This window comes from Arthrobacter sp. TS-15 (assembly GCF_006964045.1).
Lineage (GTDB): Bacteria > Actinomycetota > Actinomycetes > Actinomycetales > Micrococcaceae > Arthrobacter.
In genome coordinates this window covers 36,845-58,331 of sequence record NZ_SDXQ01000064.1, presented here as the reverse complement: position 1 = coordinate 58,331, position 21,487 = coordinate 36,845, and the positions used below count along the sequence as shown (strand labels likewise).

28 protein-coding genes and 2 pseudogenes are annotated in these 21,487 nt (G+C 64.5%); 18 read left to right on the top strand and 12 right to left on the bottom strand.

All coding sequences use genetic code 11. The annotated features are described in order from the left end of the window. Positions 1 to 85: 85 nt before the first annotated feature. Entirely contained in the window at positions 86 to 790 is a 705-nt protein-coding gene (locus tag EU811_RS22005) for a response regulator transcription factor (RefSeq protein ID WP_142940397.1), read from the top strand. Between the two features lie 104 nt (positions 791 to 894). Here EU811_RS22005 and EU811_RS22000 read toward each other — a convergent pair whose 3' ends face one another. After that, positions 895 to 2,337, bottom strand: a complete 1,443-nt coding sequence (locus tag EU811_RS22000) for a sensor histidine kinase (RefSeq protein ID WP_142940396.1) — start codon at positions 2,335 to 2,337, stop codon at positions 895 to 897. An 80-nt stretch (positions 2,338 to 2,417) separates the two neighbouring features. On the opposite strand from EU811_RS22000, the gene EU811_RS21995 reads away from it, so the two are divergent. The 10 genes from EU811_RS21995 (at position 2,418) to EU811_RS21950 (ending at position 9,742) form a co-directional block, all read left to right on the top strand. Continuing rightward, positions 2,418 to 2,735: a hypothetical protein gene (locus EU811_RS21995; protein ID WP_142940395.1), complete on the top strand. Its 318-nt coding sequence runs from the start codon at positions 2,418 to 2,420 to the stop codon at positions 2,733 to 2,735. A 57-nt stretch (positions 2,736 to 2,792) separates the two neighbouring features. After that, positions 2,793 to 3,527, top strand: coding sequence for an ABC transporter ATP-binding protein (locus EU811_RS21990; RefSeq protein WP_238703518.1), 735 nt, complete (start codon positions 2,793 to 2,795; stop codon positions 3,525 to 3,527). Positions 3,528 to 3,538: 11 nt separating this feature from the next. Continuing rightward, positions 3,539 to 4,426 (top strand): ABC transporter permease, encoded by an 888-nt coding sequence (locus EU811_RS21985; protein WP_238703517.1) that lies wholly within the window; start codon positions 3,539 to 3,541, stop codon positions 4,424 to 4,426. Next, positions 4,419 to 5,390: an ABC transporter permease gene (locus tag EU811_RS21980; RefSeq protein ID WP_142940393.1), complete on the top strand. Its 972-nt coding sequence runs from the start codon at positions 4,419 to 4,421 to the stop codon at positions 5,388 to 5,390. Before EU811_RS21985 ends, EU811_RS21980 begins: the two co-directional genes overlap by 8 nt. A gap of 2 nt (positions 5,391 to 5,392) precedes the next feature. Beyond that, entirely contained in the window at positions 5,393 to 5,962 is a 570-nt protein-coding gene (locus EU811_RS21975; RefSeq protein WP_142940392.1) for a hypothetical protein, read from the top strand. 151 nt (positions 5,963 to 6,113) lie between these two features. Next, positions 6,114 to 6,317 (top strand): ATP synthase F0 subunit C, encoded by a 204-nt coding sequence (gene atpE / locus EU811_RS21970; protein ID WP_142940391.1) that lies wholly within the window; start codon positions 6,114 to 6,116, stop codon positions 6,315 to 6,317. Between the two features lie 282 nt (positions 6,318 to 6,599). After that, the gene (locus tag EU811_RS21965) at positions 6,600 to 7,154 is read left to right on the top strand and encodes a PepSY domain-containing protein (RefSeq protein WP_142940390.1); all 555 of its coding nucleotides are present in this window, start codon (positions 6,600 to 6,602) and stop codon (positions 7,152 to 7,154) included. 22 nt (positions 7,155 to 7,176) lie between these two features. Beyond that, positions 7,177 to 7,428, top strand: a complete 252-nt coding sequence (locus tag EU811_RS21960; protein ID WP_142940389.1) for a hypothetical protein — start codon at positions 7,177 to 7,179, stop codon at positions 7,426 to 7,428. Positions 7,429 to 7,552: 124 nt separating this feature from the next. Further along, on the top strand, positions 7,553 to 8,902 hold the full coding sequence (locus EU811_RS21955) for a S1C family serine protease (protein ID WP_142940388.1): 1,350 nt from the start codon (positions 7,553 to 7,555) through the stop codon (positions 8,900 to 8,902). 213 nt (positions 8,903 to 9,115) lie between these two features. Continuing rightward, a complete protein-coding gene (locus EU811_RS21950; RefSeq protein WP_187697284.1) occupies positions 9,116 to 9,742 on the top strand; it encodes a DedA family protein in 627 nt (208 codons plus the stop codon). A gap of 124 nt (positions 9,743 to 9,866) precedes the next feature. On the opposite strand, the gene EU811_RS21945 is transcribed toward EU811_RS21950, so the two are convergent. From EU811_RS21945 to EU811_RS21920, 6 genes are all read right to left on the bottom strand, one after another. After that, entirely contained in the window at positions 9,867 to 11,156 is a 1,290-nt protein-coding gene (locus EU811_RS21945; RefSeq protein ID WP_142940387.1) for an MFS transporter, read from the bottom strand. Between the two features lie 86 nt (positions 11,157 to 11,242). Then, positions 11,243 to 12,643, bottom strand: coding sequence for an MBL fold metallo-hydrolase (locus EU811_RS21940; protein ID WP_142940386.1), 1,401 nt, complete (start codon positions 12,641 to 12,643; stop codon positions 11,243 to 11,245). Between the two features lie 181 nt (positions 12,644 to 12,824). Further along, positions 12,825 to 13,121, bottom strand: a complete 297-nt coding sequence (locus EU811_RS21935) for a rhodanese-like domain-containing protein (protein ID WP_142940385.1) — start codon at positions 13,119 to 13,121, stop codon at positions 12,825 to 12,827. Positions 13,122 to 13,171: 50 nt separating this feature from the next. Beyond that, positions 13,172 to 13,513 carry a rhodanese-like domain-containing protein gene (locus EU811_RS21930; RefSeq protein WP_142940384.1) on the bottom strand — a complete coding sequence of 114 codons (342 nt, stop codon included), beginning with the start codon at positions 13,511 to 13,513 and terminating at the stop codon, positions 13,172 to 13,174. A 22-nt stretch (positions 13,514 to 13,535) separates the two neighbouring features. Further along, positions 13,536 to 14,294: a sulfite exporter TauE/SafE family protein gene (locus tag EU811_RS21925; RefSeq protein WP_142940383.1), complete on the bottom strand. Its 759-nt coding sequence runs from the start codon at positions 14,292 to 14,294 to the stop codon at positions 13,536 to 13,538. After that, complete coding sequence (locus tag EU811_RS21920) at positions 14,291 to 14,905, bottom strand: rhodanese-like domain-containing protein (RefSeq protein WP_142940382.1); 615 nt, start codon at positions 14,903 to 14,905, stop codon at positions 14,291 to 14,293. The genes EU811_RS21925 and EU811_RS21920 overlap by 4 nt, the downstream gene beginning before the upstream one ends. A gap of 121 nt (positions 14,906 to 15,026) precedes the next feature. Between EU811_RS21920 and EU811_RS21915 the strand changes: the two genes are divergently transcribed. The 4 genes and pseudogenes from EU811_RS21915 to EU811_RS24460 form a co-directional block, all read left to right on the top strand. Beyond that, on the top strand, positions 15,027 to 15,284 hold the full coding sequence (locus EU811_RS21915) for a metal-sensitive transcriptional regulator (RefSeq protein ID WP_011777016.1): 258 nt from the start codon (positions 15,027 to 15,029) through the stop codon (positions 15,282 to 15,284). A 33-nt stretch (positions 15,285 to 15,317) separates the two neighbouring features. Beyond that, complete coding sequence (locus EU811_RS21910; RefSeq protein WP_142940381.1) at positions 15,318 to 15,734, top strand: DUF302 domain-containing protein; 417 nt, start codon at positions 15,318 to 15,320, stop codon at positions 15,732 to 15,734. 20 nt (positions 15,735 to 15,754) lie between these two features. After that, positions 15,755 to 15,989 (top strand): annotated as a pseudogene (locus tag EU811_RS24795) (recombinase family protein); the annotation flags it as partial. After that, a pseudogene (locus EU811_RS24460) lies at positions 15,990 to 16,229 on the top strand (AAA family ATPase); the annotation flags it as partial. A 133-nt stretch (positions 16,230 to 16,362) separates the two neighbouring features. On the opposite strand, the gene EU811_RS21900 reads toward EU811_RS24460, so the two are convergent. Genes EU811_RS21900 through EU811_RS21885 form a run of 4 tightly spaced genes read right to left on the bottom strand, consistent with a single transcriptional unit; the run spans position 16,363 to position 19,179 of the window. Then, positions 16,363 to 16,593: a ferredoxin gene (locus EU811_RS21900; protein WP_142940380.1), complete on the bottom strand. Its 231-nt coding sequence runs from the start codon at positions 16,591 to 16,593 to the stop codon at positions 16,363 to 16,365. Further along, complete coding sequence (locus EU811_RS21895) at positions 16,590 to 17,672, bottom strand: NADH-ubiquinone oxidoreductase-F iron-sulfur binding region domain-containing protein (protein WP_202979342.1); 1,083 nt, start codon at positions 17,670 to 17,672, stop codon at positions 16,590 to 16,592. Before EU811_RS21895 ends, EU811_RS21900 begins: the two co-directional genes overlap by 4 nt. After that, positions 17,669 to 18,241: a ferric reductase-like transmembrane domain-containing protein gene (locus EU811_RS21890; RefSeq protein ID WP_142940378.1), complete on the bottom strand. Its 573-nt coding sequence runs from the start codon at positions 18,239 to 18,241 to the stop codon at positions 17,669 to 17,671. The genes EU811_RS21895 and EU811_RS21890 overlap by 4 nt, the downstream gene beginning before the upstream one ends. Continuing rightward, on the bottom strand, positions 18,241 to 19,179 hold the full coding sequence (locus EU811_RS21885) for an FAD:protein FMN transferase (RefSeq protein ID WP_142940377.1): 939 nt from the start codon (positions 19,177 to 19,179) through the stop codon (positions 18,241 to 18,243). The genes EU811_RS21890 and EU811_RS21885 overlap by 1 nt, the downstream gene beginning before the upstream one ends. A 138-nt stretch (positions 19,180 to 19,317) precedes the next feature. On the opposite strand from EU811_RS21885, the gene EU811_RS23630 reads away from it, so the two are divergent. Next, positions 19,318 to 19,470 (top strand): hypothetical protein, encoded by a 153-nt coding sequence (locus EU811_RS23630; RefSeq protein WP_160147686.1) that lies wholly within the window; start codon positions 19,318 to 19,320, stop codon positions 19,468 to 19,470. 133 nt (positions 19,471 to 19,603) lie between these two features. Here the strand turns inward: EU811_RS23630 and lgt are convergent, their stop codons facing one another. Further along, entirely contained in the window at positions 19,604 to 20,509 is a 906-nt protein-coding gene (gene lgt, locus EU811_RS21880) for a prolipoprotein diacylglyceryl transferase (RefSeq protein ID WP_142940376.1), read from the bottom strand. Between the two features lie 204 nt (positions 20,510 to 20,713). Between lgt and EU811_RS21875 the strand changes: the two genes are divergently transcribed. Beyond that, complete coding sequence (locus EU811_RS21875; protein WP_142940375.1) at positions 20,714 to 21,139, top strand: response regulator transcription factor; 426 nt, start codon at positions 20,714 to 20,716, stop codon at positions 21,137 to 21,139. Further along, positions 21,136 to 21,384, top strand: coding sequence for a hypothetical protein (locus EU811_RS21870; RefSeq protein ID WP_142940374.1), 249 nt, complete (start codon positions 21,136 to 21,138; stop codon positions 21,382 to 21,384). Before EU811_RS21875 ends, EU811_RS21870 begins: the two co-directional genes overlap by 4 nt. The last annotated feature ends 103 nt before the right edge of the window (positions 21,385 to 21,487 follow it).

The window sequence follows — 21,487 nt, the reverse complement described above, 5'->3', positions numbered from 1 at the left end:
TGAGAGAACCTTCCCCGTTTGTTCCTCAGGTTTGGCTCAGGTGGGGTCCGTGATACTTCCTTCCAACGAGGAAAGGAGCCAGGAGATGCGAATCCTGCTGGTAGAGGATGAAAAAATGCTGGCTGAGACCGTCCGCCGGGGTTTGACCAACGAGGGTTTCGTGGTCGATGTCACCCATGACGGGGTCAGCGGGCTCTGGGCAGCGACCGAGAACCCCTATGACGTGATCTTGCTGGATTTGATGCTTCCACTGAAAAACGGCTACGACGTCCTCAAAGAAATCCGGGAACGCAAAATTTGGACCCCGGTGCTGATGCTGACGGCCAAGGACGGCGAGTACGACCAGACGGACGCTTTTGATCTGGGCGCCGATGATTACCTGACCAAGCCCTTCAGCTTCCTCGTCCTGGTGGCCAGGATCCGGGCGCTCATGCGCCGCGGCGCCCCGGAACGGCCAGTGGTGCTCACACTGGGAACGCTGAGCCTGGACCCGGTCAGCCGCAGTGTCCGACGCGGCGACGAACTGATCGGGCTCACGCCACGGGAATACGGGCTGTTGCAGTACCTGATGCGCCGGCACGATCAGGTGGTGTCCAAAAACGAAATCCTGGACAACGTCTGGGACCCCGCGTTCGAGGGCGGCGACAACGTCGTGGAAGTTTACATCGGCTATCTGCGGCGCAAAATCGACGGGCCTTTCGGCGTGCAGACCCTCACCACGGTCCGGGGCATGGGGTACCAGATCACCGCGGACAAGCCCGGCAGGTCAGCGGGCACATCCGGGACCTGACGCGCCCCGGAGCGGGGCGCAGACCACTTTTGAGAGTTTCCTTTTGAGTGTTCGCGGCCCCGGTGCCGGTTACGTTGCGCCGCGGTTCGGGGCACTTTCCGCAGTCAGGACCTGCGGGTGGGGTCGGGTCCGGAAGGGTCGGCCGCGGGGGGCCATGTGAGTTCAAAACGGCAGTTCCCCTCCGTTGTTTCGGTGGCCCGGACCGTCCCATGATGTGATGCCATGATCCCGGCGGCAATGGCCAGTCCGAGTCCACTGCCGCCGCTTTCCCGGGAACGGCTTTCATCGAGTCGGACGAAACGCTCAAAGACCCGTTCCCGCTCCGGCAGAGGGATCGGGGGGCCGTCATTGTCGATAGTGAGCACGGCGCCGGCGGGTCCGGCGGCCAGCCCGATGGCGATGCAGGAGTGGGCGTGGCGGTCGGCGTTGTCCAGTATGTTGCGTACTACCTGGCTTAGGCGTCGGGCGTCCCCGCTCACCCGGGCAGGGCTCAGGTGAGCGGTGATCCGGTGGCGGCTGGTGGAACGGAGTCTCCGGATTTCCTGGTCCATCACGTCATCGAGGTCAACATCGGTGTGCTTTGCCGAGAACGTCCCGTCATTGGTTTTGGCCAGGGTGAGCAGATCCTCGACCAGGTACCGCATCCGGGCTGTTTCCCCGGCCAGGACATCTTTCATTCCGTTCCACGTTTCCCCGGAGGGGTCGGCGGCAGCGATTTCCACCCCGGCGCCCAAGGTCGCCAAGGGACTGCGTAGTTCATGGCTGGCATCGGAGACGAACCGGCGCTGCTCACGGTCGGAGGCTTCGAGCCGCTCAAGCATTTCGTTCATCGTCAACGCCAGGGCATGGATCTCATCTCCGGTCGGTGGCACCTCCACCCGTCCGTCCAGGCGCTGGGCGTTGATTGCTGCGACCTGGCCCCGGATCCGCTCGACCTGACGCAGCGACCGGCCCACGAGCATCCAGACTGCGGCGCCGACAACGGCGAGCAGCACGGGGGTGGCTCCGAGCACGAACCATCCCACTGTCGCGACGGTATCCGCCTGAACCTGGACGGTGGCTGCCACCAGCACGGTATAGGTTCCGGTGCCGTCCTGTGCCCCGCTGGCGATGATCAGGAATTCATCCTCATCACCGATGCTTTGCAGGCTGGTCACGTCCCGGGTCAGGGTTTGTCCGGGGCCGGGCCGTAAATCCGACAGCGGTTCTTTCGTCGCCGCCGGAACAGAGGCGGCCAGGACTTTGCCGGCCGGGTCCAGGATCTGAACAATCTGGCCCGAATGGGCCGTTGAGGCAATGTATTGGGCCGCTTCGGAGACATCCTGATCATTGATCTGGGTAATCACATCCTGGGCCTTTTGCCTGGCCGCGCTCTCCGTGGCGGCGATCAACGAGGTCTGCAGCAACACGAGCAAAATGATTCCCCCCACCGCCAAGGCCGCTGCAACAACTGCCATCGCGGTTGCGGTGGCGCGTTTACGAATGCCCCACCGTTTCCGGGGTTCTGCGTCCCCGGGTGCAGCGGGCGCGGAGCTGTCCTGGTTCATGATCCAAGGATCGGTCACCCCCGTCGTTCGAACAACTTGCGCACAGCCCTCTCTCAGCAAAACCACGAAAGGGTGGGGGTATGAAGAAGCTCCGTGCGACTCTGACCGCCGCTTTGACCCTGGCCGTTGTCTCGGCTCTTGGAATCGGGGCTGCCGCCGGGGCCGAACACTCCCACCACCGGGCCTCATCCGCGGCTCCGGTTTCCGCGACCGCGCCGGTACGTGCCCCCAACGGGGGCCGCGGCCCGGCAAGCCTAGCCCATGGACCTGCTGATCCGGTCATTCCGCAGGGCTTCCCGCAGGAACTGCACCGCGAGGAACGGCTGGTCGATGATGAGCGCGAACATCTTGAGGCGGCCCCGCACACTCTGGGCCGCTTCGACTCCGGAAGCATTTGAGCCCTGGCCTGCGGTTCTCTCAGGGCGCTCTTAGCGGCCCGGTTTTACGGTTGCCGCATGGACATGGCAATCGAAACCACGCAACTGACCAAGAAGTACGGCAGGGACACCGCGCTGAACCCCCTGACCCTTCGTGTCCCCGAGGGCGAGATTTTCGGTCTCCTGGGTCATAACGGAGCCGGCAAAACCACGACGGTAAACATCCTCACGACGCTGCTTCCAGCGTCCTCGGGGTCCGGGCGGATTTGTGGGTATGACATCGACAAAGAAGCAGCCCAAGTCCGCCGGAACATCGGGTACCTACCCGAAAACGTGCAGTTCTACGGAAACCTCACCTTGGAGGAGAACCTGCTCTTCTTCGCCGGACTCTCAGGTGTCGACCGGCCACGGCAGATGGTCGCAGCGGCACTGGAGGCCGTGGAGTTCACCGGTCACGGCCGGGAGCGACTGGGAACCTTCTCCAAGGGAATGAGACAACGTGCAGGGATCGCCCAGGCCATCCTGCACACACCCTCGGTCCTGTTCCTGGACGAACCCACCTCAGGCCTTGACCCGCAGGGCGTGGCGAAACTGCGTGAAATCATCATCAACCTGAACCGGGAATTCGGGATCACAATTTTCATGAACACCCATTTACTAGCCGAAGTGACCAAGACCTGCACCAGCATCGGCATCCTCAGCTCGGGCAACCTGATCTACCACAACTCCGTGGCCGCGACCTTGGATGCCTTCCCGGACCAGGAATCGCTGGAAGACATCTACCTGCACATCGAAGCCGGTGCCCGGCCGTGAACATCTGGACGGTGACTCTCCGACAGGAAATCACCGCGATCTCCCGTGAGCGGCTGCCCCGCGGTGTCCTGGCGGTGTTTCTGGGCATGACCGCGGCGTCGGCGTTCATCGGCTCAAGCGCCAAGACCACCGTCAGCGACGTCTACCGCGAAGTCGCCGCCCAGGGTCTGACAACGGCGCACAACCCCTTCGACGGGCTGCCGGCCCTCTACTACGCACGAAACAACGTCATCTACATCATTGTGATCGGGGCGCTGCTGGCCATCATCACCGGCGTTCAGTCCACCACCCGGGACCGGCGTGCCCGCACCGCCGATCTGGTCCTGTCACGCAACATCAGCCCGGCCACCTACCTGGGGGCCAAACTCACCGGTCTCGCGGCGTTGTTCGCCCTCCTGTTGGCGGCAGCTGCCATCCTCACCTTCACCGGGATCGCCATCGTCACAGGCGCCCCGCCGACCTGGGATGAATCCCTGCGGCTTGCGGGCCTCTACGCCCTGGCGTGGCTGTTCCTGATGCCCTTCCTTGTACTGGGAATGCTCAGCGGCCTTCACACATCATCGACCACCACGGCGCTGCTGGCCCCCATTGTCCTGTGGAGCATCGTGATCTTCATCCTGCCTCTGGCCGGGACCGCAGCGTTGCCGGTGTCTTTGTTGAACCCAGTCCCGGCCCCGGCTGCTACCCCGATGGGTTTCTTCGCGGTCACCAGCGGCTTCACCGGCCCTCTGTCCGTGGGTGAGCAGTTCAAGCACGCCGCCGCGATCATTCTCCAGGATCAGGCCGTGTCCGGCTCCGTGGCGGCTCCGGTGCTGATCCTCGGAGCCGTCCTCGCCGTGGTGTGTGTGGTGCTGTTGGCCACGAACCGGCAACGGATCAGGAGCGAACTTCATGCCTAAGTCCCTGATTCTGTGCGGGAAGGAACTCAAAGACCTCACCCGCAGCCGCGCCCTGGTCTCTCTTATCGTGTTCCTCGCCGCCGTTGTTATGCTCTCGGTCCTGGTCGCAGCAGCGGATTTCCGGATCAAGATCGATGACTACAACAACTATGTGGCCGCGCTGCGCAGCAGCGGCGGGACGGCCGGGACCGCCCCGCCGCAGCTGGCGGCCCTGCAAATGCTCCGGGGCGGCATGGAATATCTGGAAATCGTCGGCAGCCTGTTCGCGGTGATCCTCGGGTACGGGCTCGTGGCGAAGGAAAGGGGCAACGGGACCCTGCAGTTGATCTTCAGCCGCCCGCTGGGCCGCTACACCTTCGCCGGAGGCAAGATCCTGGCCGTTGGCATCCTCTGGACAGCGGTGGCCGGGGCCTTGTTCGCTGTGATCACGGCAACTCTGCTGCTGCTGGCCAACGCGCCCCTGCAAGGCGATGACTACGTCAGACTTGGTGTTGCCGCGGCCCATACCGCCCTGTACCTGACCATGTGGTCGCTGCTGGCATTCACCGTCGCAGCATTAACACGGACCCCTGCCTCCGGCCTGATCCTGGCCCTGGTCATCTGGCTCGTCGTGGTGCTCGTGATCCCCCAGATCGGGGACACCATGGACCCTGACAACCAGATCCCCGGAGGCCTTTTCGCCAGCCTGCAGGTCGATAAGACCCACGAACAGGCCATCATGGCCAACTTCAGCGGATACGAAACAGCCCGGGACCTCATTGAGCAAACCTCCATGACCAAACAATTCGAACGCCCGCTCTTCGCCTGGCTCGGCATCAAAGACCAATACAACGGGCAACCCTTCAACCTAATCTGGGCCGGGACGTTCAACAACACCCTCTGGCTCATGACCGGCTTCATCACCGCACTGACAGGATCCTTCCTCGCAGCCACCCGCACCAAACTACTCAGAAAGGTCACCTGACCATGAAAAAAGCACTCCTCAGCCTGGGAGCCTTCGTCGCGGTGCTGGTGGCCGCCGTCCTGATCATGCAGGCCACCATCACCGGCCCGGCACAGCCCGGAGCAGCGCCCTCGGCCACCCCCTCCGCAGCCACTGTCCTGCCTGTCACCACCAACCCCATCACCGCCACGGGAACCAAAACCGGGCTGACGATCACGGACGTCATGGCCGAAAACAACGTCGATCCCACCACCAAGGCAGCCCTTGCAGACCGGCTCCAGTTCACGCTCACCAACACCAGCACCGCCCCTATGACCGGGCTGGAGGTGTACTACACCATGAAAGACACCACCACCGGCACCACGGAGTCCTACTACCAGAAACTTGACGGGCTCACCCTCACCCCCGGACAGGCCACGACCATCTACTTCGACAACGGCACCGGCACCGGGCACTACCCGGAGAACAAATACAGCCTCTACCGCAGCTCCGCCAACGAAGTGAAGATCAGCATCGAAGCCGCCGCCAGCGGCTACGCCCCCGCCCAAGGAACAGCCACCAAAGCCCAGGGCACCGGCGAAAAAACAGACTGAACCTGAACCCCGGACCCGCCCCCTGCCGGGCCCCAGCCAAAGCAACAGGCGGAACGAAACCGGTGCACGGTTCCCGAGCCGGGGCACAGAACCGGCCGCCACTCTAACCATGAACTCCACGTCCGAAAACGGGCGACTGAAAGGTAGAACCATGAAAGGCAGTCTCAACCTCGTCGGCTACGGCCTGTCCGCCATCGGCGGGGGCATCGGTGTCGGGCTCGTGTTCGCGGCCTATATCAACGGCGTGGCCCGCCAGCCGGAAGCACAAAAAATTCTTCAACCCATCGCATTCCTCGGACTTGCCCTGACAGAAGCACTTGCCATCCTCGGCCTCGTCTTTGCGTTCGTCCTCTGATCCCGGCGACATCGCCCCGACACGGGTACCCGGCGCAGCAAAAAAGGAGACCGCCTGGACGGTGCGGTGACACCAGCCTCTCCTACTGAGCCAGCGCGCTCCTGGCCTCTCATGCGGTTGCCGGCCGCGTGTCCTGAGTACTCTCCGCATGTGTCCGGCTGCCGGGAATTCTCAGGACCCCTCAGCGTCCTCTAAGGGCCCGCGGTCGAGACTGGCTGTAGGCGCCGAAGAAACCACCCGGACCCGGGCGGCGTTGATTACGACTCTCCGAAAGGCACGATCATGGACAACACCTCACCCAAACGCAAGACCCTCATCGGGGCACTTGCCGGGTTGGCACTCGTTGGCGGCACCGCGGTCGTCGGGCTTTCAGCGGCCAACGCCAGCACCACACCATGGCCTCCGGTCACGTCGCCGGCCACCGGCAGCACAGCCGATGGTGGGAAGTCCGATGCCGGCCAGCAGGAACCACAGCTCAAAGGCTCCATTACCGTCCCCGAAACGGCAGGGGAGCAATCCGACGCCCAAGAATCCGGGAACCTGACCGCACTGGCGACCATCGATGCCAAGGCCGCTGAAACGGCCGCTGCGGCTTCCCTGCCCGGTTCCACTGCCACGGCCTCCCACCTCGGTGACGAAAACGGATCCTTGGTGTACGAAGTGACGGTCAAAGACAGCACCGGTGCCGTGCACGAAGTGAAGATCGACGCCGGCAACGCCACCGTACTTGCCACCGAAACGGCCGACTCACAGGAGAACGGTCAGAAGGGTGCCGAAAACACTACCGAAACGGAGTCCAACGAAACACCGGACACCAGTACTCCGGGCACCAAGTAAGGCCTCCGGGCACAGGAAATTGATGAAACCAAACGATGTGGAGGAAGGAAGCGGGGGCGGGCCGGTCTCTGTTCCTTCCTCCACCGCCAGGTACCCAAAAACGACATTGCAGGAGCAGGCGCGGGAACTTATCGATGAAATCTTGGCCGACACCACGGCCGGGGCCGAACGAAACCGGGAGCAGTTGGAGGAATGTGTTTCCCGGAACCCCGACCGGCCCGAAGCAGCGCTGCTGGAGCACCTGATGAACCGCACCGCTTCCTCCGGAGAATAACGACCCTAAACCTGACGGGGTACCGGTTGCCCCATTCCCGACGCCGGCTTCACCTGCCGGTGCCGGATACCCCACTTTCCTGTTGCAGGGAATCCCCTGCAGCACAGTCACAGGGACGGACTTGATGACACACACCCCAGATTCCGCTGGCCCCCGTGGGCCTCATCCGGCGCAGTCAGGCCCCGGCCCTGACCCGTGGGTGTACCCGGGTCAAGGTTCCATCCCGTGGGATGACGCGGCCCATGCCGATCCCTCCCAGTTCGCCCCACCGGTCACTAACCTCCGTCCACCGACGCCCCCGGCTCCCGGCCCGACCGGCAGGAAATGGCGCTGCAGCACCCCCGTCTTCGCCGCCTCACTGGTCATTGCCGCCCTCGTCGGTGGCACGGTCGCAGCCGGCGCCGACGCGCTGTTGGACGGCCCGGCAACGGCCGGGGTGTCCACCTCGCCGGGAACATCCCGGATAGTGGTGAACAACACCGGTACCAGCGATACCGTCGCCACGGCAGCACAGAAGGCCACACCGAGCGTCGTCACCCTCGCCGTCAGCTCAGGCACCACCCGCGGCATCGGGTCAGGGATCATCCTCGACGCCAAAGGAGACATCCTCACGAACGCACACGTGGTCACTCTTGACGGCGCCACAAGCACACCGGTCATTCAGGTACGCAGCAGCGACAACCACGTCTACGCCGGGACCCTGGTAGGCGCGGACCCGCTCGCGGATCTCGCCGTGATCCGCATCCAGGCCCCCTCCCTGATCCCGGCAGTCCTGGCAGACTCGTCAAAAATCAATGTCGGCGACACCGCCGTTGCGATCGGAACACCGCTGGGCCTGTCCGGGACGGTGACGAAAGGAATCGTCGCGGCCCTAAACAGGACCATCAGCGCGGCACCACCACCACCGGCGCAAACCGCCTCGGGAAGCACCGCAAAAATCCCCTCACAGGCGTCCGGCAGCAACCCCAGCCTGGAAGTGATCCAAACCGACGCGGCCATCAACCCGGGCAACTCCGGCGGAGCCCTGGTCAACGCCCGGGGCGAGGTCATCGGCGTAAACGTCGCCATCGCATCCCCCTCCGCCGGCACTGCCGGCACACAGGCAGGCAACGTCGGGATCGGCTTTGCCATCCCGATCGATAATGCCAAGAGAATCGCCCAGGAGATCATCGCATCCGGGACCGCAACCCATGGTCAGCTCGGCATCAAAGCCACCACGGACGCCGCGGCGAAGGGCTCCGTGTTCTCCCGTGGCGCCGCCGTCACCGAAGTCACCTCCGGATCAGCAGCAGAAAAAGCAGGCATCCGGAAAGACGACGTCATCACAGGAATCAACAACCACCCGGTCCAGGACACCGCCGAACTCACTGCAGCAGTGCACGAACAACCCGCCGGCGCGTCGGTGACCGTAACCCTCATCCGGGACAGCCACGAACAGAGCCTGACCGCCACGCTCGAGCCCGTACAGCCCTAAGCCTCAACACCCCCAAGACCCGAAAGCGGCGGCTGTACCCGGCCGATGATCCACGCACTCGAAGCGTCTTCGCCGATGGGAAAAGGCTGTAGGCGGCCTCCCACGGTGGTGCCAGCGGTTGAAGCAGATGTGCCGCAGGCAGCCCCCGGACGGGAACCTCAGCCGGTTCCAACGTTGAACCAGGTAGAGGAAATCACGAGAAAAGGACGTCCGGTGTCCCAGTTTGTCGACAGCATTCTGAACCTCAGCCCGGTGCTGGCGGCGCTGTTGATTTTCGCTCTGGTCTTCGCCGAGGACGCCTTTTTCCTGGGCTTCGTGATCCCGGGGGAAACAGCGGCCATTCTCGGCGGGGTCCTGGCAAGCCACGGGCGGCTTCCGCTGTGGCTGGTGATCGTTCTGGTCGTGGTCGCGGCCATCACCGGCGACACTGTCGGCTATGAGATAGGACGGTTCTTCGGACCTGGAATCATGCGCCTTCGTATGGTTGCACGCAAGGAGCCGCAGGTGGCCAAAGCCCAAGAGCTGCTGCGTCGAAGGGGCGGTACGGCCGTGTTCATCGGCCGCTTCACGGCGTTCTTCCGCGCCGTGATGCCCGCTCTGGCAGGGATGGCGCGCATGCCTTACCTGCGGTTCCTGACCTTCAATGCAGCTGGCGGGCTCATCTGGGGAGCCGGCGCGGTCATGCTGGGATTCCTCGCCGGTAACTCGTACCAGAGCATTGCCCGGCTGGCCGGGCAAGGAACCGCGCTGGCCATGGCGGTGATCGTTCTTGCCGGCCTTCTTCTATGGCACGCCCGCCGGCGCCGTTCCGCCAAGGACGTCTCCGCACCCAAAGAATAGAACACGGCGTGTGCCTGGGGTGCTTGGCGGCGTTTTGTTTGTCGCTATGTGTCGTGACTGCCTATCCGCTGACCGCTGACACTAGTCCGTCCGTGCAGGGGTCATTCGGGGCTGACGTGTCGGGCTAAGGGCCAGTGTCCACCCCGATTATGTGGTCTTTGCCGCGCATTCGAACGGCGACCACCAGGCCGGAGGCGGCTGTGAGTGCAGCGACGGTGGCGATGGCTGAGGGAATCCCATACAAGTCAGCGAGAAGACCTGACAAGAGTGCCCCTACGGCGAAGCCGCCGTCACGCCAGAGCCGGTAGATGCCGACGGAACGGGCCCGCCACGTGGGGTTGGCTACGTCCCCGATGGCGGCAAGGAGTGCGGGATAGACCATGGCCGTTCCGAGCCCGAGGAGGACTGAGGCGATGAGCCAGGGCCCGAAACTGCGGGAGGCGGCGACCAGCGCGAGTCCCGCGGCTTGGACGATCATGCCGGCCACAATGAACCATTTGCGGCCCCACCGGTCTGAGGCGGCGCCGGTGAAGAGCTGCCCGGCTCCCCAGACCGCGGGATAAACGGCGGCAAGGATCCCTATCTGGTTCAGATTTAGCCCGGAGCTGACGAATAAGACAGGAAACAGGCCCCAGGCGAGGCCGTCGTTGAGGTTGTTCACCAGTCCTGCCTGGCTGGCTGCGGAGAGTGAGCGGTCTTTGAAGCTGGTGAGGGTGAAAACCTGGCCTGTGGTGAGGCCGGCATGGGCACTGCTGTGTGCACTGACGTGCTGGGAGGCTTCCGTCCTGGCGTGGTGGTGTGTCTCGCGCACGTTCAAAACTGACAGGCCTAACCCGAGGGCAATGTAGGCGGCTCCGAAGAGGAACGGGCCTGGCCGGAGCCCGTACGCGGAGGCAATATACCCGGTCGCTAGGGCAGTGACGGCGACTCCGAGGTAGCCTGCCGCTTCGTTCAGACCCATGGCAAGGCCGCGCTGTTTCGGGCCGGTCAGGTCCATCTTCATAATCACGGCCGTGGACCAGGTCAGGCCTTGGCTGACACCGAGGAACAGGTTTGCCGCAACGATCCATCCCCACGACGGGCCGAAGATGAGCATGAGCGGGACTGGGATTGCTACAAGCCAGCCCGCGACCAGGACGGGTTTGCGGCCGTACCTGTCAGAGAGCGTTCCCGCGAAGTAATTCGTCGCGGCCTTGGACAGGCCGAAGGCGAGGATGTAAGTCAGAGCACTGGTGTACAGGTCCAGGTTGAATGTCTGGGAAGCGAGCAGGGGCAGCACGGTGCGCTCCTGGCCCAGCGTGCCGCCCACCAAGGCGTTGACTGCCACCAGAAGCATGAACTGTGCCAGGTTTTGCCGAAGGCCCAGCACAGCATCGATGGAAGCGACACTGTTTGCCGCCATTTTTCTGGTCATTCCGGAGCACTCCCTTTCGTGCCGGGGCATAAAGGTGCCCGGGCAGGTGGGGCCCTGCCCGGGCGGTCTTGAGGTGTTCCGGCTGGTCAGGCCGTGGCGACTGAGTTCTGCTGAGCAATCCAGGCTGCGTAGCTGCCGGCGAGTTCGACGACGTCGTATCCGGCCCGGCGCAGGGCACTGGCTGCGACAGAGTTCCGGACGCCTGACTGGCAGTAGGTCACGATGGTTCCGTCAGTGGGGATCTTGTCCAGGTGCCACATGACACGGCCACCGCTGAGCTGGTACGAGCCCGGGATGTTTCCGGCGATGTGTTCGCTGCGGTTGCGGACGTCCACGACCATGGCGGCGTCAAAACCCTGAAGCTCTTCTGGCTGGATCAGCTTCGGCGTAGTCATCGGGAGCCCTTCGATGCTGGTGACGTAACCGGCGATGTTGTCGATGCCGACCCGGACCAGGTGGTCCCACATGTCCATAGCTTGTTCCTGGTCCTGTGCCAGCAGTACCAGCGGGTTCTTATCCGTCTCCGGGTTCACTACCCAGGCGCCGTAGCTGGCCACGGCCTTGGCTGCCGGCACGTTCAGGGAACGGGCTACGGTGCCTTCGTGGACCTCACTGTTGGAGCGGGTGTCGATGAAGGTCAGGGTGTCCTCTGCCAGGCCTGCAGCGAGGATGCCGGTTGCGAGTTCGGGCAGCGGCGTGCGCTCACCCATCACGACGGGACCTTCACGGTTTTCCCGCTTCATCCGGCCGAAGTAGGCGTGCGCGTCGGGCTGGCCGTCGAGGAGCTCATCGATGAAGCCCTGTTCGTCATTCGCGGCGAGGTACGGCCCCCACCAGGAGTAGAGCCGCTCGTAGCCCACGGTGGAGGACGGGATGGCGCCCAGGGCCTTGCCGCAGGCACTGCCGGCACCGTGAGCGGGGTGGACCTGCACGTAGTCCGGCAGAGTCAGGAACTTGTCCCGCAGACTGGCGAAGAGCTGCTTTGCACCTTCGAAGCGGGTGTCGATGCCGCCGGCTGCCTCGTCCAGCAGGTCCGGCCGGCCGAGATCTCCGGAGAAGACGAAGTCCCCGGAGAGCAGGTAGCCGGGCTGGTCACTGAACGCGCCGTCGGTGACCAGGAAGGACAGGTGCTCGGGGGTGTGGCCCGGGGTGTGCACGGCCTGGATGCTGATGTTGCCGATGGTGATCGTGTCGCCGTCGTAGAGGCGTTCGCCGTCGAATTCGTACTGCCAGTCCGGGCCGCCCTCGCCGGAGACGTAGATCTTCGCGCCGGTGGCGGCGGCGAGTTCGCGGGTGCCGGAAAGGTAGTCGGCGTGGATGTGGGTTTCAGTAACGGCACTGATCTTCATGCCGTTCTTCGCGGCCAGTTCCTGGTAGACGGCGATGTCGCGGCGGCCGTCGACAACCACGGCGGTGCCGTTGGCTTGGCAGCCGATCAGGTAGCTGGCCTGGGCGAGGTCTTCATCGTAAATACGCTCGATAAGCATCTGGTGATCTCCTTCGATTGATAAGGCTTGGAGGTTGTTCTAAGTCCAGCATAGATACCCCTGGGGGTATTTTGCAACGAGGCTGCGGCCCCTTCCCCGATCTTCTGCGGAACAGCCTGCAGGAGACTGTGCGGGCCCGCCGGGGCATGGCCCGGCTGTTGCCGTGGCGGGACTGCAGGGGTCAGGTGGTGGGGAGTCCGGCGCGGGTCCAGGCGATCATGCCGCCGGCCATGGTGTCTGCCGAAAAACCGGCATCGTTGAGGGCGTCGGCGACGCGGGCTGAACGGTTTCCGCTCCGGCAGACTGCAATGATGGGGACGGCAGGGTCCAATTCGGACAGGCGTGCCTGCAGCTGGCCCATGGGGATGTGCAGGGCGCCCGGGATCATTGCCTCGGCGACTTCGAAGTCCTCGCGGACGTCCAGGATCCGAGCGGTGGAGCGGCGCTGCGCGGTTTCGGTGATGGTGATTTCAGCCATGGTGGTTCTCCTTCGAAATGGTTTCGGCTGGTGGTTGGGGGTGGTGCCGTCTAGCGGACGGGTTCGCCGGCTTGGCGCCAGGCGGCCATGCCTCCACGCACCGAGTAGGCGTGGTAGCCCTTCGCGGCGAGGAGTTTGGCGGCAGAGGCGGACCGCACTCCCGAGGCGCAGATGGCGATCACGGGGCGGGACTTCTGGATCCCCGCGGTACTGACCTGCAGTCTGTCCAGGGGGACGTGCTTGGCCTGCGGTGCCCGGCCGGTCCGCCATTCCCGGGTGGACCTGACGTCGATGAGTGTGGCGCCGGAACCCAGGAGTTCCTTGGCCTGTGCAATGGAGACCGTTGTGTAGGGCTTGCTGAAGGCCTTCTTCAGCGATTCGATCAGTCCCATGGTGTGCTCCTGTTCTGTGGTGTCAGGCGGTGACGGTGCTGGCGGTGACCCACGCCGCGACGGCGAAGATGAGTACCGCGAATGAGATGCGGATGTGCTTGTCGTGCAGGCGGCGGGCAAGCCGTGCCGCGACGATGGATCCCAGGATGGCCGGGACCGCGAACGCCAGGGTGGTGGCCCAGTCGATGGTGTAGCCGGCGGCGTGAGCGCTGAATCCGGCTGCGGAGTTGATGACGATGATCGCCAGCGACGTTCCGACGGCCTGTTTCATGCGCAGGCCCAGGAAGATGGTCAGCGCGGGGGTGATGAGGAAGCCGCCGCCCACGCCAAGCAGCCCGGTGAGGAATCCGACGAGCAGTCCAACGCCCACCGCCTTCGGGGCGCAGGACCGGAAAGCCCGGTTGGGTCCCGTGCTGCAGATTCCCTCGATTTCGCGCGGTTTGCTCAGCATCCGGACGCCCGCGGCCACCATGATTACGGCAAACGCCAGCATCAGGACGTTCGGATCCAGGAGTTTGCCGACGGCCGCGCCGGCCCAGGCCGCCGGAATGCCGGCGGCCCCTACCAGTGTGATGACGGGCCAGTTCAGGCCCTCCCGGATCCGGGGAAACAGCGCTGCCAGCGACGAAATGCCCACCACCAGCAGCGACGTCGGGATGGCCTGGACGGGGCTCATGCCCACGCCGTACACCAGCGCAGGAACGGCAATGATGGAGCCACCGCCACCCACCACACCCAGGACGATTCCGACGACAAGCCCTAGACCCAGGGCCGGGATCATGCCGCGGCGTCCTGTTGGGCCGGAACGGGAAGCTGCAGGAAGGCGCTTTCGCGGGTGGGCTCCTTGGCAGCCTTGTTCCACGGCATGGCCGAAAGGGCCTTACCCATGGCGCAGGTGTTGGTCGCGGCCGAGAAGGTCAGACCTGTGCCGATGGCGCCGGCGAGCATCCGGACCTTGGGGGAGACAAACTTGCCGCCTGCCAGACCCAGCATTACCAGTGAACCGGCGGCCAGGCGGACCTGGCGCTCCAGGTCCCAGCGGTCGTTGCCCTTGACCACGTCGCCTCCAGCAGCGGCGAAGCCGGGTGTGCCGCCGCTCAGAACATAGGCGGTGTCGATCCCGGCCTTGGCAAGGCGCTGGCGGGCCTGCTCGGCGCGCACGCCGGACTGGCAGACAAGCACAACGCGGGGACCCAGCCGGGCGGCGAGTTCATCGGTGTGCTCGGACAAAAGCGGCAGCGGCACATTGTAGGAGCCGCGGATGCGCAGGGACTCGAACTCGGCGGCGGAGCGGACATCGATCACCACGAGGTCCTGGTGCTCTTTGAACCAGGACGTGAGGGTTTCAGGGGCGAGTGCGGTGACGGCCGGCGCCGTGGAAGGGGGAGTCATGATGGCCTCTCGGAAGGGGGTGGGTGGATACCCCACCGAGTATTTCAGATACCCCCGGGGGTAGTCAAAACACCCTAGGGGGTATACGATGGGGGCAAGCCCCCGACACTTGGAGAATCCCGTGGAACTCAATCCCTCAGAACTCACCCCTGTCATCAATCGTCTGAAGCGAGCCCAGGGCCAGTTGGCCGCTGTCACCCGCATGCTTGAAGAAGGCCGGGACTGCAAGGACGTCGTCACTCAGCTTGCCGCCGTATCGAAGGCGCTGGACCGGGCCGGGTTCGCCATCATCGCCACGGGCCTTGAGCAGTGCATAGTCCAAAAAGACGCAACGATGGACAAGAAGGACCTGGAAAAGCTTTTCCTCTCCCTCGCCTGACCCGTCCCACTTCCGAGCTCCCCAAGGAGAACCATGACGTACACACTCAGCACGACCACCGCTCTTCCGTGGGCCGAAGCCCTGGAAAGTACCCGGAAGGCCCTGTCGGACCAGGGCTTCGGGATCCTCACGGAGATCAACGTCCGCTCCACCTTCGAAACCAAGCTAGGTGTCGAAGCGGCTGACGCTGTCGGTAACTACGTCATCCTCGGCGCCTGCAACCCTGCCCTCGCCAGCCGCGCCCTCGCCGCCGAGCCGGAAATCGGTGCGCTGCTGCCATGCAATGTGGTGGTGCGCCGGAACAAGGATGCAGACGTGACCACAGTGGAAGCCATCGACCCTCAGACCATGGTCCAGCTCAGCGCCGCCCCATCAATCAAAGAAGTAGCCGACGACGCCGGCACCCGCCTCCGGAAGGCCCTCGCCGACCTGGGCAAAGCGTCGAATTAGAGTGTCCTTGCAAACAACGGATCCAGAGGTTCCTCGAGTATGCCGCGGAGGGCGACACTGTCGTTGTTTGGCGGGTCGATCGGCTGGGCCGGTCATTGATCGACGTACTGAACACCGTGAACCCGCAGAGGGAACGCGGCGTCCAGGTCCGATTCATCTCAGAAGGTATTGACCCGGCAACCTCGACGGTCGGCTGATGCTGAACTACCCGCCACCTTGGCCGAGTATGAGAGCGAGCTGACCGTCGAGCGCGTCAAAGACGAGCTCCTCTTCGTTCTGGACCGACACGGGAAACGCCTCGGCCCGCACCCTCGACCAGGCTGACGTCACCGACGCCCAGGCAATCGCCGCAGTAGAATCCATTGCCCGTGGCAACTTCCGGCTCCTCGAACGGCCATTCCGACAGATCACCCGGGTCCCAATACCAACCAACTCGAAACCATCACCGATGACGTCCTAGAAGCAGCAGCAAGCATCATCGTCATCGGCACCTAACGACACAGAGCGAACACAAAAAGCCGCCACCTAACGCCAACATCCACGCATGAGACCCGGCCGGACGCTTCGCTGATTACACGCAAGAATGTGGCGTGGGCGTCTTCCGGGCCAGGTGGGTGTCAGTTTTTCCCTAGTCGTTCCCGTTCCGCCAGTACAGGGCCCGTGCAGGGCAGTACCGCAACGCCAGTTCCGAGGTGTGGGCCCGCGGGATGGGTCCGTGCAAAACCGGGTATCCCCAGTCATCGAGTGTGATGTGTTCGAAGAGCATGGTCGCACACACCCCGTGCCCGGTGCAGGTGGTCCGGTCCACGGCCAGAACCGGGTACTCCGGAAGAACCTGTCGGCGGAAACGAAGGATCATCTCCGGACCCGGCTCTCGTGGCCAGGGCAGTAGCCTGCGGCATGGGCGCTGAGGTGATCGGTGAAGACCTCCAGCGCGGAGTGCGTGAACGCTGCGATCCCGTCAGGGAAGTGACAGGCTCCTCTGCCAACCAGGAATCCCAACCGTTGACGCAGGGCAGTTGCTGCACTGGGTCTGCCGGTGCCTGCGGCCAGTTCAGCGAAGTCTCGGGCAACTGCGGGGAGCCCGAACATGCAGGGCCCGCATTGCCCGGCAGATTCCCCGGCGGCATAGTCAAGCATGTCCTTCACCGTATCCACCGGGCAACGGGAGCGGTCCAGCAGGTGCATGACGCCGGGCCCGAGGGTTGCGCCGACGGTGGCCAGGGATGCAGAGCTGTAATTCAGAGAGTCGATCCTGGATGCGTCGATCCAGGTGCCGCTGAGTCCGCCGATGTTCATCGCCAGGACACCCGGAAGCGGGCCTCCAGCCAGTGAAACGACCCGGCTCAGTGGCAGCCCGGATTCGGTTTCATACACTCCCGGTGCCTTGACGGCGCCAGTGATGGTGATTAGGCGCGGGCCGGGTTCGACCTGGGTGCCGAAGGAACGGAACCAGGCGGGGCCGAAGACCTCGATCTGGGCGATCCGGAGCACGGTTTCGGCGTTCAGGACCAGAACGGGGCGGGTTCTCTTGCCATCGGGGGTGCGTCCTCCCTCGATCAGGCGGCGGCGTTTGGTCATCGGGCGGGCATGAGCCCCGTGATGCAGCGATACCAGAGCACTGGCTTCGGAGGCGACATAGCGGGCCGGCACGGGCAGCACAGAGAGACCGGCGGCGCGTAGGCGCTCCTCGGTCTCTGTTCCGGTGTGGGCTGCGTAGGTCACGTGCCTCAGTCCGGTCAGGGCAGCCCCGTGCCGGACCCATGCCAGATGGTGCCGGATAACATGGGCGTCTTTCAGGGCACTGATTTCCCCGTCGCAGGCATTAACAATTAGTTCGGCACCGTTCTGTCGAGCCGCACCGACTTTACGTGCCGTGCTGAATGCCGAACCGCTGCGCCCGGTCAGGCCGGCCGCTTCCAGTGTCCTGAGGTTCATCGCCATGGTTCTCTGCCGATGGCGCCGCGGCGGGTTTCGTCGGGCTGCCGGTTCATTAGCCGGTAGGCGATGGCCGCCGCCCCTGCGATCAGGCACGCCAGGCCAACGCCCCGCAGGATCCATGCGCTCCCGGTGCCCATCATGATGCCGTGCACGATCGCTGCAGGCCACAGCACGTAGGTCAGGGCGTGGACCGGAGCCCACCACCGTTCCGGGATGCGGTGGCGCAGCACAGAGGTCAGGGTCACGGCCAGCAGGAGATCCAAAGCGATGGCGCCGAGCCCGGTCCAGGCACGTTCGTAGCCGGAGGTGAAGGGCAGCAGGACCGCGACCCATCCGATGTCGACGTAGCCATCGGCCACGGCGGTGAGAACATGGAGCACCAGAAGGAGCATCATCCCCAAAGCCAGGTTGCGGTGAAGGCCAGTCACGACGGTGCTGCCGATGCCTTCTGGGCGGCGCCGTCCTGAGGTCATCACTCCGAGGATGAAGGTCACGGTCAATAAGACGGAGGTCGTGATCCCGCTCGCGCGGGAAAGGAACCAGAAAACTTCGTTGACCGCAGGCATCAGCGGGCCCCGGCGACATGGTGGTCCGAGGGCCAGTTCCCGGTCATCACGGTCGAGCCGTCCATGCCGTGCAGCCGGGCGTCGATGCCGTGAGCGCGCAGCCACGCCGGTGCTTTCAGACCAATGATGACTGCGGCGGTGGACGCGGCGTTTGCTTCCAGGGCGGTCGCTCCGAGGCAGGTCACTTCGGCCCAGATCCGCTCTGCCGGGGCTCCGGTCTGGGGATCGATGATGTGGTGTGCGGTCCCGGACCCGCTGGCCCACACCCGGTGCCGGGTGGATGAGGTCGCCAGTGCCTGGTTCGTGAGGGTAATGACCTGGGCGATGCGGCCGCCGTCATATTCAATGCCGACCTGCCAGCCGCCCTCCGGTACGGTGCCGGCCACGGCGATGTCCCCACCCAGGTCGACCAGGAAACCGCCAGGCAGGGTCTGTGCCAGCAGCCCGGCGATACAGTCGGCGGCGTAGGCTTTGGCGCTGGAGCCAAAATCGAGGACCGTCCCGGCGGAGAGGGTCAGGACCCTCGTTTCCGGGGTGTAGTTGATGTGCCGCCAGCCCGGTGCCGGTTCGGGTTCACCGGCCATTGTCCACCCGTCCCGGTTCTGGACGACGTCCAAGTCATCGTCGTAACCGGCGTGAAGCAGGGCAGCGCCGACGGTGGGATCGACCAGGCCGCCGGTCAGGGCCGCCGTGAGAAACGCAGCGTCAAGGACTTCGCCGAGCAACGGGCTCAGGAGAACAGTCACCGGTTCACGGGCCGAGCGGGTATTGATTGCCCGGAGCTCAGAATCGGGTCGGAACCGCGAAGCGGCCCGATCCAGCCGATCCAGCCACTGCCCGGCGGTCCTAACCGCTTCGTCAAAGCTTCCGGGTTCCGTCGCGTGCACACCGGCAGTCGTGCCAATCGCGGGAAACCATGTGGCCTGGACCGCGTCCATGGCTAGGATGCCCTGGTCGTGGTATGCGGGAGGGCGCGGGCCGGGGCGTTCCGCGCCGGTGCCACGCTCCCGAAAGCCCCTCCCGGGGCCGGGACAACGGGTGCAGCCGGGTTTTGTTGCACGCTCACCGTCTGAGCGGTGGAGGGATTCTGCGCGGAGGCCAGCCCGGCACTGATACCGGCCGTCGTCAGCCCTGCCAACACCATCGCCGTCACCGTCGACCGCCGAACCGCATCCAGCGCCCGGACCCGTGAATTCACTGCCCTGTCCATGGCTTCTCCCTTCCGTTAGGACCGAGTGTCCCACCGGAGGGATAAGAGCCAGCTGAGAGGAACCCCTGAACCAACACTGAAAACGAATCCGCAGCCGCGGCCGACCTCATTCGGGCCAGCGCGCTGCTGGGCAGGGTTTCGCTTGTCCCGCACTAACCGGTTCCGGAGCCCTTTGCGCCGGCAAGGCCGGCCGTTCGGTGCGGACTTGGGTTGGCTGTTGAGCGTTCCCTGCGGCACAGCACTGCGAAGGCTGCCGCGCCGGCCAGGACCAGCAGGCCTGCGACCCAGGTGTTTACCCGCAGCCCCAGAATCAGGTTGGCGTAATCGGAACGCATCAGTTCGAAGGCGAAACGTCCGGCCGAGTAGCCTGCGACGTACAGGGCGAACACGCTCCCGGCGCCGAGCCGCGTGCGCGAATCAACGGCCATGATGACCAATCCGACGAGCAGGCACCACAGCGACTCATAGAGGAACGTTGGTTGGAAGTACCCCAGCACAATGGGCGCTCCGGAGGGATCCGTTGCCGCCGCGGCAGTCGCGGGGTCCATCCGATGGATCTGAAGTTTCCACGGCAGCGTTGTCGGATCCCCGTAGAGCTCGTTGTTGAACCAATTTCCCCACCGGCCCAGAGCCTGGGCAAAGAGGACTCCAGGGGATACCGCGTCCAGGAACGCCACGAAGGATACTCCCGGCCGGCGGCACCCGATCCACGCTCCGAGACAGCCAAAGGCGACGGCGCCCCAGATCCCCAAACCACCGTCCCAGATCGCGAACGCGTTCCAGGGATTCCGGCCGGGAAGGAAGTAGAGTTCCGGGTCCGTGATGACGTGATAGATCCGTCCGCCGATGATCCCCGCCGGCACGGCCCAGAGACAGATATCAAGCACTTGGCCCGGCTGGCCGCCGCGCTGCTGCCATCGCCGGGAGGTAAGCCAGATCGCCAGGATGATGCCCGCCAGGATGCATAGGGCATAGAAATGAATGGTCAGCGGCCCCAGGTGCACGGCGCTGAGGGTCGGTGAGGGAATAAACGAATCAGTGGGGACCAATGCAGCCATGGGATCCTGCCGGAAGAAATGAACGAAGGGGTGCAACAACCTGCCAAGCCTACGGCCCCTTCCTGGCAGGGGCCACAGCCTCGTTCGGTGGCCCACCGGGGCATCAACGTCAAGGAAGTCCGGACCCCGGCGAAGCTCAATGCCGGGTAGAGGCGCCGGTGAAGAAACGGTCTCTTAGAATGGCCGGAGGAAATGGGGGGCGGAATGAGCACACGCGGTGCATGTCTGGTCATCGAGGACGACGCCGATATTCAAGGATTGATCAGTCTCATCCTTTCCGCTGAGGGGTTCGAGGTCCACACCGTGGAAACCGGGAGCGCGGGGCTGCTGGCCGCTTCACGGCAGCAATTGGCGCTGATTACCTTGGATCTTGGCCTGCCAGACGTCGACGGCCGCGAAGTAGCACGGCAACTGCGGAGCGTGTCTTCCGCGCCGTTGCTCATGATTACCGCGTTCGCCGAGGCTGCAAATGAACTCGCCGGAATTGCAGCCGGCGCCAGCGGGTACCTGATCAAACCATTCCGCCCTACCGAACTCCGGGCGCTGGTGGCCGAACTCTGTCCGCTCCGGCAGGCCAGCGGTTATGCGGGACCTGCCGCACCGGCCCGGCGGGGGAAACCAGGCTCGTGACCGGATCGGATACGTTCGCTTTCACCTTGGTTTATTGCACGACGTTGGGCATTTCCTTTCTGATGTTCCTGCTCCTAGCCCTCGCTGCCCTCATCGTTTTGGCCTTGGCTGGAACTGCGGGCGTCCTGTACGGGATGTTCAGGTCCGCGGTGTCGCTCACGGCACACCACACCATCCGCCGTCCTCTGAGCCCACGGGCCGGAAATGACAGGCATGCTGCCGGGAGCAGTGCGCCCCGACCTTGACCAGCGCCGACCGCCGGCCCCGATAACAACGGGCATGTAGCCGACGTGCTGTGAAGGCGCCGTGTGGACAGCGCCCGCGACGCTAACGGTCATCGGCAGAAGG